This window comes from Paenibacillus amylolyticus, assembly GCF_001570725.1.
GTDB lineage: Bacteria > Bacillota > Bacilli > Paenibacillales > Paenibacillaceae > Paenibacillus > Paenibacillus amylolyticus_A.
Window position 1 is genome coordinate 1,232,604 of the sequence record NZ_BCNV01000001.1, and the last position, 14,937, is coordinate 1,247,540.

Annotated in this window: 15 protein-coding genes; all 15 read left to right on the forward strand. The window is 46.5% G+C overall.

All coding sequences use genetic code 11. The features are described from left to right. Position 1 precedes the first annotated feature (1 nt). A complete protein-coding gene (locus tag PAHA3_RS05705; protein ID WP_062833848.1) occupies positions 2-1,054 on the forward strand; it encodes a helix-turn-helix domain-containing protein in 1,053 nt (350 codons plus the stop codon). Between the two features lie 73 nt (positions 1,055-1,127). After that, on the forward strand, positions 1,128-1,292 hold the full coding sequence (locus PAHA3_RS30355) for a hypothetical protein (protein ID WP_167350848.1): 165 nt from the start codon (positions 1,128-1,130) through the stop codon (positions 1,290-1,292). Between the two features lie 154 nt (positions 1,293-1,446). Then, complete coding sequence (locus PAHA3_RS05710) at positions 1,447-1,938, forward strand: YajQ family cyclic di-GMP-binding protein (protein WP_017689115.1); 492 nt, start codon at positions 1,447-1,449, stop codon at positions 1,936-1,938. 320 nt (positions 1,939-2,258) lie between these two features. Beyond that, positions 2,259-2,846, forward strand: coding sequence for a CDP-diacylglycerol--glycerol-3-phosphate 3-phosphatidyltransferase (gene pgsA, locus PAHA3_RS05715; protein WP_062833849.1), 588 nt, complete (start codon positions 2,259-2,261; stop codon positions 2,844-2,846). Positions 2,847-2,954: 108 nt separating this feature from the next. Next, a complete protein-coding gene (locus PAHA3_RS05720; protein WP_062833850.1) occupies positions 2,955-4,211 on the forward strand; it encodes a competence/damage-inducible protein A in 1,257 nt (418 codons plus the stop codon). Positions 4,212-4,453: 242 nt separating this feature from the next. Beyond that, a complete protein-coding gene (gene recA / locus PAHA3_RS05725; RefSeq protein WP_062833851.1) occupies positions 4,454-5,518 on the forward strand; it encodes a recombinase RecA in 1,065 nt (354 codons plus the stop codon). Positions 5,519-5,812: 294 nt separating this feature from the next. Then, the gene (locus PAHA3_RS05730; protein WP_062833852.1) at positions 5,813-6,550 is read left to right on the forward strand and encodes a regulatory protein RecX; all 738 of its coding nucleotides are present in this window, start codon (positions 5,813-5,815) and stop codon (positions 6,548-6,550) included. 310 nt (positions 6,551-6,860) lie between these two features. After that, a complete protein-coding gene (rny, locus tag PAHA3_RS05735) occupies positions 6,861-8,402 on the forward strand; it encodes a ribonuclease Y (RefSeq protein ID WP_036670418.1) in 1,542 nt (513 codons plus the stop codon). A 163-nt stretch (positions 8,403-8,565) separates the two neighbouring features. Next, entirely contained in the window at positions 8,566-9,360 is a 795-nt protein-coding gene (locus tag PAHA3_RS05740; protein WP_062833853.1) for a TIGR00282 family metallophosphoesterase, read from the forward strand. A 117-nt stretch (positions 9,361-9,477) separates the two neighbouring features. Then, on the forward strand, positions 9,478-9,738 hold the full coding sequence (locus PAHA3_RS05745; protein WP_007430104.1) for a stage V sporulation protein S: 261 nt from the start codon (positions 9,478-9,480) through the stop codon (positions 9,736-9,738). A gap of 84 nt (positions 9,739-9,822) precedes the next feature. Next, the gene (locus PAHA3_RS05750) at positions 9,823-10,812 is read left to right on the forward strand and encodes a dipeptidase (RefSeq protein WP_371327899.1); all 990 of its coding nucleotides are present in this window, start codon (positions 9,823-9,825) and stop codon (positions 10,810-10,812) included. Positions 10,813-11,015: 203 nt separating this feature from the next. Beyond that, complete coding sequence (gene pduL / locus PAHA3_RS05755; RefSeq protein WP_062833854.1) at positions 11,016-11,588, forward strand: phosphate propanoyltransferase; 573 nt, start codon at positions 11,016-11,018, stop codon at positions 11,586-11,588. 312 nt (positions 11,589-11,900) lie between these two features. Then, positions 11,901-13,457: a tRNA (N6-isopentenyl adenosine(37)-C2)-methylthiotransferase MiaB gene (miaB, locus tag PAHA3_RS05760; RefSeq protein WP_062833855.1), complete on the forward strand. Its 1,557-nt coding sequence runs from the start codon at positions 11,901-11,903 to the stop codon at positions 13,455-13,457. A 298-nt stretch (positions 13,458-13,755) separates the two neighbouring features. Then, the gene (locus PAHA3_RS05765; RefSeq protein ID WP_371327927.1) at positions 13,756-14,169 is read left to right on the forward strand and encodes a RicAFT regulatory complex protein RicA family protein; all 414 of its coding nucleotides are present in this window, start codon (positions 13,756-13,758) and stop codon (positions 14,167-14,169) included. 323 nt (positions 14,170-14,492) lie between these two features. Then, positions 14,493-14,897, forward strand: a complete 405-nt coding sequence (locus tag PAHA3_RS05770) for a PaaI family thioesterase (RefSeq protein ID WP_036609249.1) — start codon at positions 14,493-14,495, stop codon at positions 14,895-14,897. Positions 14,898-14,937: the final 40 nt, after the last annotated feature.

The following is a 14,937-nucleotide window of genomic DNA, read 5'->3' on the forward strand; positions in this document are numbered from 1 at the left end:
CATGTCTGAACTGGGTCAGCAGTTAAGAGAGGCCCGGCTGCAAAAAGGGATGAGTCTTGACGATGTACAGGAAATGACAAAAATTCGCAAGAGGTATCTGGAGGCCATAGAAGCAGGAGACTACAAAGTGCTGCCGGGCAGCTTCTATGTGCGTGCTTTCATTAAAACCTATGCGGAGACCGTGGGACTGAACCCTGATGAGCTGCTGGAGGGACACAAAAAGGACGTACCGGCAGAAGAGGCGGAAGCAACGATGGAACCGGTTATTCAGAAGCGTTCCAGCCGTCCGGTTGAGCGTAGTAATCGATGGATGTCAGTTGCACTGATGTGGACATTCCCGATTCTGATTGTTGTTTTATTGTATGCTTACGTTGTGTTGAATAAGGATGATCCTGAGGATAACCAAGGGCTGGACTCGGTCAAAATTACAGACAGTCAGCAGCAGCCTGAGGATAAACCGGATCAACCTGCAGACAACGGACAGGCGTCTAACCCTCCTGCGACGGATTCAGGCACTGATGAGGGTACTGGTGAAGGTGACGCTGGTGGTAATGGTGGCGGTACGGACACTGAAGGACAGACGGATGGTCAAACTGATGGCCAAACAGACGGACAGACGGGTGAAGATCAGGAAGAACCGACAGACAATTCTCCTTCTACTGTAACGGTTGCAGAAGATGGAAAATCAGGAAATATTACGAACTTTAAAGTCAATGGAAGTGCAGGCAAACCTGTAACGGTTACGATCAAAGCAACAGGTCATAGCTGGCTGGAAGTGTACAAGGGCGAGAACTCCAGCGGGGAGAAGTTGGAGTATGGTAATACAGCCGAAGGCGACAGCTTTACCTTTGAGCTGGATAGTGCAGGTATGTATATTAAGTCCGGTTACGCTGCAGCGACCACGATTGAGGTTGGCGGGCAAGTTGTAACGGATGGCAAGGCGACCAATCGGATCCGTCTGCAGCTTGGTGAAGACAGTGGCAGTACTGCTTCTTCTACAGGTGTTGAAAATGGGTCTACGGACGGTACAGAGGGTACCACTGGCAGCGAATAACCAGGTCAACTGCAGGAGACAATAACGTTGTCTTAACTTGCAGTTAACTTTTGGTGAAGTGAGGTGGATGGCTATGACAGTCAGCTGGATCGTAACGGGTTTAGGCATCATTGTCAGCCTCCTGGGTTATTACCTGACTCCAAGTGCTTGGGGTTACGGAATATTGGGTTTTGGACTTGCACATGTGCTTTTGGGTGTGCTCGATATGTTCAGACAGCCCAACCGCAGCCGCTATTAGTTGGAAGCTGGACCAGCAAGCATTTTTGGCAACCACCTCAAGTGGAAGCCAAAAATGCTTTTTTCTTTGTACAAAATGCCTTGAAATTAGACTTTTGCTTAAGGTATCCTCTATAATGTTACAGAACATACGATTAACTGAAAGGGTGACTGGTTTGAGTTCAGAAAATTCATTTGATATCGTGTCCAAAATGGACTTGCAAGAACTGACAAATGCCGTTACACAAACCGAGAAGGAAATTGGCACTCGTTATGACTTCAAGGGCAGCAAGAGCAGTCTGAAACTGGATAAGGATGCGTTAACGATCGTATCTGATGATGAGACCAAACTCAAGGCTGTCATTGATGTGCTGCAATCCAAAATGGCAAAGCGTGGTCTACCATTGAAAAACATTGATTATGCCAAAGTAGAGCCAGCGTCTTCTGGTACAGTCCGCCAGCGTTTGAATTTCAAACAGGGGATTGATCAGGACATCGCCAAGAAAATCAATATTCTTATTCGGGACTCCAAGATGAAAGTGAAGAGTCAGATTCAGGGAGACCAGCTGCGGGTAACTGGTAAGAGTAAAAATGATTTGCAAGCAGTAATGCAGCTGTTAAACGGTGCTAACCTGCCTCTGGATTTGCAATATACAAATTTCAAGTGATATGGCCTTTTTGTAGCAAAAGTGTTTTTTGACACGCTATTGGGCGTATATTATACTAAGTGTGCATTGCTGGCAGTCATGCATCAAGTCCAGTCCTCATCGTTTGCTGACTTTGTGAAAAGCAGTACATCTTCTGGAAGTCACCGGAACGTTTAAAGCGGTTTTGCTTTTGAGCGGTTGACTTTATTTTTTGCGTTTCTACATAGTGGGATCATGTTAATTTGGATTGACATTGAAACTGTACATTTCATGTTCCGGATGATGATAACGGGATTATGATGAATGTTTGGAGTAATGGAGGATATGAGGGAGGGCGTCTTGTGAATTTACCCAACCGGATTACGCTTGCACGAATTTGCTTAATCCCTTTTTTGATGGTGTTCCTGCTCGTGGATTTTCCATTTTATCCAGAGCCGCTTCAGCTTGGAAGTTTTTCGCTTCCGTATAATCAACTGATTGCTGCTGTTATTTTTATCATCGCCGCAAGCACAGATGGAATTGACGGATACCTTGCGCGGAAAAATAACATGGTTACCAATCTGGGAAAACTGCTTGATCCACTCGCAGACAAGCTTTTGGTTACTGCAGTATTGATCTCGCTTGTGGAGATGGGCAAGCTGGATTCCTGGATTGCAGTTGTTATTATTAGTCGTGAGTTTGCAGTTACCGGCTTGCGTCAAATTGCATTGCTGGATGGTTCTGTTGTCGCCGCCAGTGCATGGGGCAAGCTGAAAACGGTAGTGCAGATTGTGGCGATTGTGCTGTTGCTGTTAAACAATTTCCCGTTTTCGTACACGGGTATTCACGTCGATATTATCGCGGTATGGGCTGCAGCGCTTATTACCATCTGGTCGGGTATCGATTACTTTATCAAAAACAAAAACCTGCTTCATTTAACAAAAGCATAATGGTTTGCTGTTAAAATGGGTAATCAAGAAGGAAGCATTGGGTCAAGGGCAATAGGAATTTATCCTATTGCCCTTTGATCACTCACCACGTGTACAGGAGGATGCTCAATGAAGGCAGAAATCATTGCAGTTGGCACAGAGCTACTGCTTGGACAAATCGTCAATACCAATGCCAGATACCTATCCCGTGAATTGGCTGCGATGGGGATCGATGTATATTTCCAAACGGTGGTTGGGGACAACCTGAATCGGCTCAGTGAAGCCATTCGCATTGCGCAGGGCCGTGCAGACGTTATTTTATTTTCCGGCGGCATTGGGCCTACCCAAGATGATCTGACCAAGGATGCGCTGGCAGCTGTTCTTAATCGGAAATTGCATATCGATCGAATGGCTATGGACAAAATCGAGAGCTTTTTCAGAGATCGTAATGTGGATATGACAGAGAATAACCGACGTCAGGCGATCGTTATTGATGGTGGCACACCTCTGGCTAATGAAACGGGCCTTGCGGCAGGAAATGCGATCTCTGACAATGATAAATATTATGTTGTGATGCCTGGACCACCTAAAGAGCTGATTCCAATGTTTGAACAAGAAGTCAAGCCTTGGCTGTTCCAGCATGTACTTACAGAAGAGATGCCGATCTACTCCCGAATGCTCAAATTCGCAGGTATTGGTGAATCTGCTCTGGAGGATCGACTTCTGGACCTGATTGACGCGCAGACAGACCCTACGATTGCTCCTTACGCGAGCGAAGGCGAAGTTACAGTACGTGTCTCCACCAAGGCCGCGAGTGAGGGAGAGGCGAAGCTGAAGCTGGATGCGATGGAAGTCCAGATTCGGGAACGTTTGACAGAACATCTCTACGCGAACGAGGATGTGCCTATAGAGTACACCATTGTAACTATGATGTCTGACATGGGTCTGACGCTTAGCGCAGCGGAGAGCTGTACAGGAGGGCTTGTCATGCAAAGTCTGACTTCTGTACCCGGAAGTGCTTCGATGCTTAAAGGCGGAATTGTGTGTTACTCCAATGAAATTAAAGAAAAGCTGCTGAATGTGCCTCATGATTACCTGGAAGGTGAAGATGCGCCTGGCGCGGTAAGTCCAGAGGTTGCTAAAGTGCTTGCTGAGCAGATCCGCATGATTGGTGATGCTGATTTTGGCCTGGCCGTTACTGGTGTAGCTGGACCGGGATATTCGGAACGCAAGCCACCTGGACTTGTCTTCATCGCTCTTGCTGAACGTGGAAAAGAGACGGAAATTCATGAGCTGCGCATCAATGGTAATCGTGAGACGGTTCGCATTCGTTCAGCTAAAGCGATTCTCTATCGCTTATGGCAAAAACTTGTGGCAATGGATTGATTAGTTAACCACATGGATTGCATTTGCAGTTCCAAGCAAGTATAATTAAGGAAGACGGAAGAACCGTAGAATTAGGCTTTGCAGCCTTGTTTACGGTTCTTTTTTCTGTTTAATGGAAAGTTTCTTTGAGGAAGAGGCGCCTCGGCCTTTACAAAAAAACGAATGTATGTTCGAAAAAAAGCTTGGCAAACGTGTTAAAACAAGGTATCATTATCTTATAAACAGTAAAGGGTGTGAGCTTATTGTCAGACCGTCGTGCCGCGCTTGATATGGCGCTCCGTCAAATAGAGAAGCAATTTGGTAAAGGATCCATCATGAAACTGGGTGAGTCCACTCATATGAACGTGGAAATTATTCCCAGTGGTTCCTTGGCTTTGGATATTGCATTAGGAACAGGCGGCTTGCCTAAAGGCCGTATTGTTGAAATATATGGACCTGAATCTTCAGGTAAAACAACTGTTGCATTGCATGCGATTGCTGAAGTACAACGTGTTGGTGGACAAGCAGCATTTATCGATGCCGAGCATGCTCTTGATCCTCAATATGCAAGCAAATTGGGTGTTAACATTGACGAATTGCTTCTATCTCAGCCAGATACGGGTGAGCAAGGGCTGGAAATTGCAGAAGCTCTTGTACGCAGTGGTGCAGTAGATATCGTCGTTATTGACTCCGTAGCTGCATTGGTTCCAAAAGCAGAGATTGAAGGCGAAATGGGTGATTCACACGTCGGTTTGCAAGCGCGTTTGATGTCTCAGGCGCTACGTAAATTGTCTGGTGCAATCAGCAAATCCAAAACAATTGCAATCTTCATCAACCAGCTTCGTGAGAAAGTCGGCGTTATGTTTGGTAACCCGGAAACAACACCTGGTGGTCGTGCTCTGAAGTTTTATTCCACAGTACGTCTGGATGTACGTCGTATTGAGAGTATCAAATCAGGCAATGACATGATTGGTAACCGTACTCGTATTAAAGTTGTGAAAAACAAAGTAGCACCTCCGTTTAAACAAGCGGAAGTGGATATCATGTACGGTGAGGGTATCTCGAGAGAAGGCAGTATCATTGATATTGGTACAGAGCTGGACATCGTTAATAAAAGTGGTGCATGGTACTCATACGAAGGCGAGCGTTTAGGACAAGGACGTGAGAACGCGAAGCAGTTCATGAAAGAGCATAAAGACATTGCTGAAATCATTGAACAAAAAATTCGTGTAGCTAGTAACTTGACTACTGCAGTTCCTGCGCCAACTAGTGAAGAGCAACAAAAAGAAGCAGAAGAAGAACAAGAACTGTTTGAAATCAACGAGTAATCCTCCCAAACCCTCCCTTGTGGGGAGGGCCCGGAGGGAGTTGCCCTCTGGACTCCGTAAACTTGCCTGATTGAGTTTGGCTCGATCTGGATAAGGAATTATGGTGGGAGTGCTCTCGCTGTCCAACAGCCCCTGTCCCAGTGGACAGGGGCTGTTGGCACGCTGACTGTCAGAGGTAACTGTGGAGGTTAAGGCCGGGCTAAGTTCCCGGTCTTTTGTATTAGCGTTCGCTGTCTTCTGTTAAGATGCACTTAGTGTAGTCAGCATGAACATGTTATGAAAGGGGAGACCTGAATGGATCAACATGACGAGGATTTATATGAAGAAGCAGAACGGGATGGCCTCTCCCAATTTCCGGACAACGAAGAACTTATCATTACACGGGTAGAACGAACGAAGAGCAGGCAAGCCCGTTATCGAATTACTTTTGGGATTCACTCCATTACGGTTCTTGAAGATGTGATGATTAAATACAGAATGACGCAAGGCAATACGTTTATGAAGAAGGATCTGGAGGAAATCATCGTAGCGGACGAGCGACAGCGGACGTATGCACAGTCTCTGCGCTTTCTGGAGCATAAGCCGCGTACACGTCATGAATTAAGTCAGAAACTTCGTCAGAAGGAGTTTGCTGCGCCTTTGATTGAAGAGGCACTGGATCGGCTTGAGCGAGAGAACCTGGTGGATGACGATCTATTTGCGAAGGAATGGACAAGACAGCGTATGGAGGGCAAGCGGAAGGGAAAACTGTGGATAAGGCAAGAGCTGCGTCAAAAGGGCATTGCCAATGATCTCATTGTTGAAGCACTGGAAGGTGTAAGTGCGGATGCGGAATTTGAGACTGCTTTGAGCGCCGGACGCAAAAAATGGAATCAGGTCAAAGGGGACGTCAAAGAGAAGAAACATAAAACGCTTCCCTTCCTGATGAGACGTGGTTTTTCAATGGATATGGTGCGCCGGGTCGTGAATTGTTTAATTGAAGAAGATGAGGCTGTGGACCCTGAAGATGACGAAGCGTTGTTATGGGATTAGTAGACTGGAGTCTCTATACTGCATTCTCTTGACAATTTCTTTCGTCAAATACTAAAATGGACATGAGTCTGTAAGAAATGGACAACCCTTTTTCCTTCCAAAAAAGCGGTTTCGGTTTCTTAAGATTTATACCATTCTTAATTATGGGTTCGCTGGAAACAGTGAATAGTACGTGGAAACATGTACATGTGAAATGAAAATCGGCGGGGGATCGCCGTGAGTATTCGTTATTCCCAAAAATATGTAAGGTTTGAAAACTGCAAATTGACCCAAGGAATGCCTTGGAGGAACCAACGAGGAGGTGAACAGTATGGAAATTGCAATCACGATCGCTCTCGTTGCAGCCGCGCTATTCATTGGGTTCGGAGTAGGATATTTTATTCGCAAATCTCTTGCAGAGGCTAAAATCTCTAGTGCGGAACAAGCTGCCGTACAAATCGTGGAGAACGCGAAGAAAGAGGCAGAAGCACTGAAGAAAGAAACGGTGCTGGAAGCGAAGGATGAAATTCATCGCATTCGCGCCGAGGCTGAAAAAGACACTCGTGAACGTCGGAATGAAATTCAACGACAAGAAAGACGATTGTTGCAAAAAGAAGAGTCGCTGGATAAAAAATTGGAATCACTCGAACGTAAAGAAGAGCAAGTGGCTAACAAAGAGAAACGAATTGATGAGACACAGCAGCAGATCGAAATGATCTACAAAAACCAGGTGACGGAACTGGAACGTATATCTAACCTCACTATGGAAGACGCACGCAGTATCATACTGTCCAACGTAGAACAGGAAGTTCGTCATGAGACGGCTCAAATGATCAAGGACATTGAACAACAAGCGAAGGAAGAAGCGGACAAAAAGTCCCGCGAGATTATTACACTCGCCATCCAACGTTGTGCGGCTGACCACGTAGCGGAAACAACGGTATCTGTTGTTACCCTGCCAAATGAAGAAATGAAAGGCCGGATTATCGGTCGTGAAGGACGTAACATCCGTGCGCTTGAAACCCTTACAGGGATTGACCTCATTATCGATGATACGCCAGAAGCTGTTATTCTGTCGGGCTTTGACCCGATTCGCCGTGAGATCGCCCGTACTGCACTGGAGAAACTGGTGGCTGATGGACGTATTCACCCGGCACGGATTGAAGAGATGGTTGAGAAATCCCGCAAAGAAGTGGATGAGCGCATCCGTGAATACGGTGAGCAAGCTACCTTTGAAGTGGGCGTGCATGGTCTGCATCCGGATCTGATCAAAATTTTGGGCCGGTTGAAGTTCCGTACAAGTTACGGTCAGAACGTCTTGAAACATTCCATGGAAGTCGCTTATCTGGCTGGACTGATGGCTGGCGAACTCGGAGAAGACGTAACTCTGGCAAGACGTGCAGGTCTATTGCATGACATCGGTAAAGCGCTGGATCACGAAGTGGAAGGATCACACGTCGAAATTGGCGTGGAACTGGCGAAGAAATACAAAGAACATCCGGTTGTAATCAACAGTATCGCGTCCCATCACGGAGATTGCGAAGCGACTTCGGTCATTGCCATGTTGGTTGGCGCAGCAGATGCGCTCTCCGCAGCAAGACCAGGCGCACGCCGCGAAACGCTGGAAACGTATATCAAACGACTGGAGAAGCTGGAAGAGATTTCGGAATCCTTCGAAGGTGTCGAGAAATCGTATGCCATTCAGGCCGGACGCGAAGTTCGCGTTATGGTACAACCTGAGAAGATCGATGATGCTGAAGCCTTCCGCTTAGCCCGTGACATCACGAAGATGATTGAGAATGAACTCGACTATCCGGGTCACATCAAAGTCACCGTCATTCGGGAAACCCGTGCGGTTGAATACGCAAAATAGAGCATTAGGGAAAAGTGGCCGCAGTAGTGGGCCACTTTTCCTGTTGATAGCCTGTTAAAAGGCTTTTTGTACGAACTACACATTATGTAGCATGAGATAGAGTCCTGCAAAGTTCAACATTCGAAGTAAGAGGACTTTGCAGGAATTGAGGAGGCAGTAATCAATGAAAGTTTTGTTTATTGGTGACATTGTAGGCAACGTGGGACGTAAGGCACTAAAAGAAAATTTACCGTACCTGAAATCGAAGTATAAACCACATGTGGTCATTGTAAATGGTGAAAATGCGGCAGCAGGTCGCGGAATTACCGGTGCGATCGCGAATGAGTTTTTCAACTGGGGTGTACATGGTATTACACTTGGTAATCATACCTGGGACAATAAGGATATTTTTGATTTTATAGATGATGAACCGCGCATGATTCGTCCAGCGAATTTTCCACCAGGCACACCAGGACGAGGATACACGGTTGTCAAAGGTGAAGGCAAAGAGCTGGCTATTGTCAATCTGCAAGGAAGAACGTTCTTGCCTGCTCTGGATTGTCCATTCCGTGTGGCTGATGAGATTGTAGACGAGCTGCGTCAGGACTATAAATGTATTCTGGTCGACATGCATGCCGAAGCGACGTCAGAGAAGATTGCCATGGGATGGCATCTGGATGGACGTGCGTCGCTCGTTGTAGGTACACATACGCATGTACAGAGTAACGATGATCGGATTTTGCCTGGAGGAACGGCTTACTTGACGGATGCGGGCATGGTAGGGCCGCGTGACGGCATATTGGGCATGGAGCGTGAGGCCGTGCTGCGCAAGTTCTACACCCAGCTGCCTGTACGTTTCGTTGTGGATGATGGCAAATGGCATTTCCATGGTGTCTTAGTAGAAATTGATGAAGCTACAGGGGCGGCAACACGCATCGAAAAAATTCGTCTGATGGAGGACGAGTGGCGCATGGAATAGGGGTATTGTCCCATTTTGCAGGGAAACCCGTCTAAAAAGAAGGAATTTTTTTGCCTCCCGCGAATAACATCTAGTAAGTGGAAACAAACTTTCAACATTCCCAGGGAGGTACTTACCATGGATGTATTAAAAGTTTCAGCAAAGTCCAATCCTAATTCTGTAGCCGGCGCTCTTGCAGGGGTTCTTCGTGAACGTGGAAATGCTGAACTGCAGGCAATTGGAGCGGGAGCACTGAACCAAGCCATTAAAGCGGTAGCGATAGCCCGGGGATTTGTAGCACCAAGCGGAGTTGACCTGATTTGTATTCCAGCTTTTACAGACATTGTGATCGACGGCGAGGACCGAACGGCCATTAAGCTGATTGTGGAGCCCAGATAATACATGCAGTATGCATTGAACCTGTTTACGATGTAGACAGGTTTTTTTGCGTTTTTTGAAACAAAATATGGAGGAGGGTTTAAGATGTCCATGTCTGATTGGCGTGTAGCTGATTTTCACTGTGATGCACTGAGCAAAATATTGATGCAGCCAGCTCTTTCGTTCGAAGATTCTCCACAACTGGATGTGAATTTGCAACGCTTGAAAGAGGGTAAAGTCGGATTACAGGCATTCGCCATCTATTTACCTGAAGTACTTGGCAGAGGCAAGTTTGAACATGTGATGGGGCAGTTGGAGATCTATCGTAAGCGCGTAGAGAGGAGTCAGGAGCGACTTGGCGGCACACAGACGTTGTTATGGCGCGAACAGGTGGCTCAGGTGGGGCAAACAGAGGATCCATGGGGATTAATCACACTGGAGGGCGTGGACGGTCTGGAGGGCAACCTGTTCTATCTGGAGTTATGTTATCAGATGGGTGTTCGAATCATTGGACTTACGTGGAATTATGCCAATTGGGCGGCTGACGGAGTAATGGAGAAGCGTGGAGCAGGTCTGACCGAGAAGGGGAAGGAACTGGTGAGCCGGTGTAATGAAATCGGGATGCTGTTAGATGTGTCACATCTGACGGAGAAAGGGTTCTGGGAACTGACTGACTTGAGCAAGCGTCCTTTTATCGCCTCTCACTCCAACAGCTATAGCGTATGTCCTCATGTGCGTAATCTGAAAGATGATCAGATTCAGGCCATCATTGCCCGCGAAGGGCGGATCGGACTGACGTTTGTCCCTTGGTTTGTTAAGCAGGAGGGTGACGTACGTATAGAAGACCTGTTACCTCATATCGAGCAGATTTGTTCTCTGGGTGGGCAGCATCATCTGATGATGGGCTCCGATTTTGATGGGATTTCAACATATATTCAGAGACTTGAACACTCAGGACACTATCCAAGAGTGACGGAGATCCTGCTCAAGCATTATGATGAACATTTGGTGCGTGGCTGGTTGTGGGGGAATGCGACGAGTTATCTAGGGGAACACTTGCCAGAGAATAATCTGAAAATGAAGGGGCTTCCGTGAAATAGTGAAGTGGGCTCTGGGACCGACCCAATGGGTGGAATGAAGCTCGTTTTCCAAATAAAGGCGGGAAATGATGGTGAAATATGTGTATTTCATGAATTTTCACCAGTTCGTTTTCATTTCACTCCAAAAAGGGGTATAATACCATTGGATTGTTAAGAGCCTGAGTACAGGCCATAGATAAACAAGGAGTGAAATTTACGATGAGTAAAACAGTACCTGTGGGCGTATCTGCCCGTCACATTCATGTATCCCAAGAGCACGTTGAAATTTTGTTTGGTAAAGGTTATGAACTGACTGAATTTAAAGCTCTGTCTCAGCCTGGCCAATACGCTGCTAACGAAACTGTAGCGGTAATTGGTTCGAAAGGACAGTTTGATAAAGTGCGTATCCTTGGACCTGTTCGTCCTGAAACGCAACTAGAGATCTCCATGACAGATTCATTTGCCATTGGTGTTAAAGCACCTGTACGCGAGTCCGGAAGCATTGAAGGCACACCGGGAATCACGATCAAAGGTCCTGCTGGCGAAGTAACAATTGATAAAGGTGTTATCGTTGCTGCTCGTCACATTCACTTCCATACTTCGGATGCTGCTAAATGGGGTATCGAGGACAAACAATTGCTGAAAGTTCGCTTGAGTGGAGATCGTGGTCTGGTACTGGAAAATGTACTGGCTCGTGTATCCGATTCTTTCGCACTGGACATGCATATTGATACAGATGAAGCTAACGCTGCTGGCGCTCGTAATGGCGACACTGCTGAAATCATCGACTAATTACATGTAATAGCTTCAGCCCCCAATTATGGCGGTCTGAATAACATATAAACCTGAGCACAGCCAACAGGGGCCGGTTAATTCCAGCCCTGATGGCAAGGCTCAGGTTTTTGTGTTTTCTGAACCTTCTTCTGAACCTTGCATGTTTCGGATTAGACGAAGGGACATGCGGTTTGGATGTGGAACTACAGCCCAATTCATGCTATAATTTGCTGTAATGCTCTTTTGCTGTTCCAAGCAAGAACTTCATGTGGAACAGGGATGAATGAACGATTTTTTATTAATAGAGGCTGTAAGGAGTGACCGAAGGAAATGGCTAAAGACTCAAAAAAGGATTACTCCCAATATTTTGATTTCTCCGATGCCAAAGTAATTTCGCAAGATGAATTCAGCAAAAAGATAAGAATCCGGGGCCGTGAGATTAACATCAAATCGGAACCCAATCATCGTCAGGAGAAACAGCGGGGCAAGGAAGACGTCCAGGTGCTTTACGAAAATGCCGTTCCCGATGAACTGAAAAACATAGGGAAAGGCAAACATTATATTGTATATACGTATGGATGTCAGATGAACGAGCATGACTCGGAGACCATCAAAGGTCTGCTTGAGTCTATGGGGTATCAGGCCACAGAAGATCGCAAAGAGGCTGATATTATTCTGCTCAATACGTGTGCTATACGGGAAAATGCGGAAGATAAGGTGTTTGGTGAGCTTGGTCACCTGAAAACGCTAAAACTCGAACGTCCGGGATTGTTACTTGGCGTGTGCGGGTGTATGTCCCAGGAGGAAGGCGTAGTCAACCGGATCATGCAGAAGCATGGATTTGTGGATATGATCTTCGGTACACACAATGTGCACCGGTTGCCACATCTGATCCAGGAAGCGCTGTTCAGCAAAGAAATGGTTGTTGAGGTATGGTCCAAGGAAGGCGACATCATTGAGAACCTGCCGAAGAAACGCGAGGGTATGCGCGGCTGGGTAAACATCATGTATGGCTGCGACAAGTTCTGTACATATTGTATCGTTCCGTTCACACGGGGCAAAGAACGTAGCCGTCGTCCGGAAGATGTCATTGCCGAAGTACGGGATTTGGCACGTCAGGGCTTTAAAGAAATCACCCTGCTTGGTCAAAATGTGAATGCGTACGGCAAAGACTTCACCGACCTGAACTACAGCTTTGGCGACTTGATGGATGCCATCCGACAAATCGATATTCCGCGAGTACGCTTTACAACCAGTCACCCACGTGACTTTGATGATCGCTTGATTGAAGTGCTGGCCAAAGGCGGAAACCTGGTGGAGCATATCCATCTTCCGGTGCAGTCTGGCAGTTCAGAAGTACTCAAGCGTATGAGCCGCAAGTATAGCCGGGAACACTATCTGAAACTGGCTGGCAAAATTAAAAAGGCCATTCCGGAAGTTGTGTTGACAACGGATATTATTGTTGGTTTTCCGGGGGAAACGGAAGAACAATTTGAAGATACACTTTCCCTTGTCCGTGAAGTAGGGTATGATTTTGCCTATACCTTCATTTATTCCCCGCGTGAAGGTACACCGGCTGCAGTGATGGAAGATAACGTACCGATGGAAGTGAAGAAGGAACGTTTGAAGCGTTTGAACGAAACGATCAACGAATACAGCCACCGAAGCAATGAAGAACAACGTGGCAAAGTCGTTGAGGTACTCGTTGAAGGCGAGAGCAAACGGAATTCCGAAGTTCTGGCAGGACGGACGCGCAGCAACAAGCTGGTGCATTTTGAAGGACCCAAAGAGTTGATCGGTACTTTCGTACAAGTGGAAATCACCGATCCGATGACTTTTTATATTCGGGGCAACCTGCTCTCCGAGCCGGTAGCTGCCAATCAGTAATACACACACCAATAAGATGAATATTTTTTTGCACTTAGCGGGGTTACGCCGAGCGTAGCGAAGGTGACGGAATCGATTCTGTAGAAGCGAAGCGTTCGCCTTTGTCTCCGAATTTTAACCTTGAACAATCTCAATTGAAAAAATTCGGAGACAACAGCGATCAAAAGAACGATCCGACACCGCAGCGGTCACTCAGCAGTCAACTGAGCTAGGGCAACATAAGTTTTCATCTTATATCATCTCATAGAATGGAGCGATTTCAGTGGCGCAGGAAGAAGTGCAATACAACCATTATGGAATGCCTACCTACGATACGCGCAATCTGGTCATACGCGACGACATTATGGGAAAAGCCAAAGAGTTGGCTGATATGCTCGGAACGAGTGAGGAAGTTAGACAGTTTCAACAGGCTGAAACCAAAATTCGGGATCATGAGCGCATCCAACAGTTGATTGCAACCATCAAGAAGAAACAAAAAGAGATCGTTGCTTTTGAAAGCTTCAAAAATGTGGAGATGGTCAGCAAAATTGAACAGGAAATTGAAGATCTGCAAGGCGAACTGGACAGCATTCCATTGGTTACGGAATTCCAGCAAAGCCAGAGCGATATCAACTACTTGCTTCAGCTGGTGATCTCTGTAATCCGGGATACGGTTTCTGAAAAAGTAAACGTGGAGGCTGGAACGGATTCACCTCCGACCAGTTGCGGTTAAATGACGGAAGGGTGCGGACGCTGTCCGCGCCTTTTTTGATGATTATAGAATTATAAGTTTTCAGCGAGCTGAAGGATGCGATAATCGCAAGAAAAGCAACTGCTAAACCACGAATGTGGCATCATCGATAAGGCTTCGATCAGAAGCTTTTCTTACATTGCATAACCATTAAGGTGGAGTGGCTGTCGCCAAGTACTCGGAATATACTTCCAAGCAAAGCTCCACACTGTGGGGTTATTTTGTGTGGCGCAGCTGATTTTAATGATAAAAGCACATGACATCAAGAGCTTGATACGTACAGTGCAATAAAGGAGAAATGAATAATGAGTATTTTGGACAAAATGGTGGAAGACGGAGACGGACGATTTTGGGGATTTCTTGGCTGTCGTTATATTAAAGGAGACGGTAAAGAAGTACAGATTGCGTTGACAGCAGGCGAACATCATACCAACTCTATGGGAATTATTCATGGGGGTGTATTGACTTCACTGATGGATCAGGCGATGGGTATGGTTGCAACAGCAGCAATGGAAGTGGATGGCTGTGTGACAACGAATCTGAACGTACATTTTCTCGCACCCATGAAACAAGGGGAATTAACGGTGACAGCTACGGTACTGCATCAGGCTGGACGCAGTGTTACGACTCAATCGGAGGTTCGTGATGCATCGGGCACGTTGGGATGCATGGCTACGGCGACATTCCGTATAGCGCGTCCAAGAACATAACACAGGAATCCCGCAGTTGACAAAAGATATTATTATGTCA

Excerpts from the sequence above, each read along its gene's own strand:
- PAHA3_RS05705 (WP_062833848.1), top strand. The coding sequence starts at position 2 with ATGTCTGAACTGGGTCAGCAGTTAAGAGAGGCCCGGCTGCAAAAAGGG.
- PAHA3_RS30355 (WP_167350848.1), top strand. The coding sequence starts at position 1,128 with ATGACAGTCAGCTGGATCGTAACGGGTTTAGGCATCATTGTCAGCCTC.
- PAHA3_RS05720 (WP_062833850.1), top strand. The coding sequence starts at position 2,955 with ATGAAGGCAGAAATCATTGCAGTTGGCACAGAGCTACTGCTTGGACAA.
- PAHA3_RS05730 (WP_062833852.1), top strand. The coding sequence starts at position 5,813 with ATGGATCAACATGACGAGGATTTATATGAAGAAGCAGAACGGGATGGC.
- rny (WP_036670418.1), top strand. The coding sequence starts at position 6,861 with ATGGAAATTGCAATCACGATCGCTCTCGTTGCAGCCGCGCTATTCATT.
- PAHA3_RS05740 (WP_062833853.1), top strand. The coding sequence starts at position 8,566 with ATGAAAGTTTTGTTTATTGGTGACATTGTAGGCAACGTGGGACGTAAG.
- PAHA3_RS05745 (WP_007430104.1), top strand. The coding sequence starts at position 9,478 with ATGGATGTATTAAAAGTTTCAGCAAAGTCCAATCCTAATTCTGTAGCC.
- PAHA3_RS05750 (WP_371327899.1), top strand. The coding sequence starts at position 9,823 with ATGTCCATGTCTGATTGGCGTGTAGCTGATTTTCACTGTGATGCACTG.
- pduL (WP_062833854.1), top strand. The coding sequence starts at position 11,016 with ATGAGTAAAACAGTACCTGTGGGCGTATCTGCCCGTCACATTCATGTA.
- miaB (WP_062833855.1), top strand. The coding sequence starts at position 11,901 with ATGGCTAAAGACTCAAAAAAGGATTACTCCCAATATTTTGATTTCTCC.
- PAHA3_RS05765 (WP_371327927.1), top strand. The coding sequence starts at position 13,756 with ATGCCTACCTACGATACGCGCAATCTGGTCATACGCGACGACATTATG.
- PAHA3_RS05770 (WP_036609249.1), top strand. The coding sequence starts at position 14,493 with ATGAGTATTTTGGACAAAATGGTGGAAGACGGAGACGGACGATTTTGG.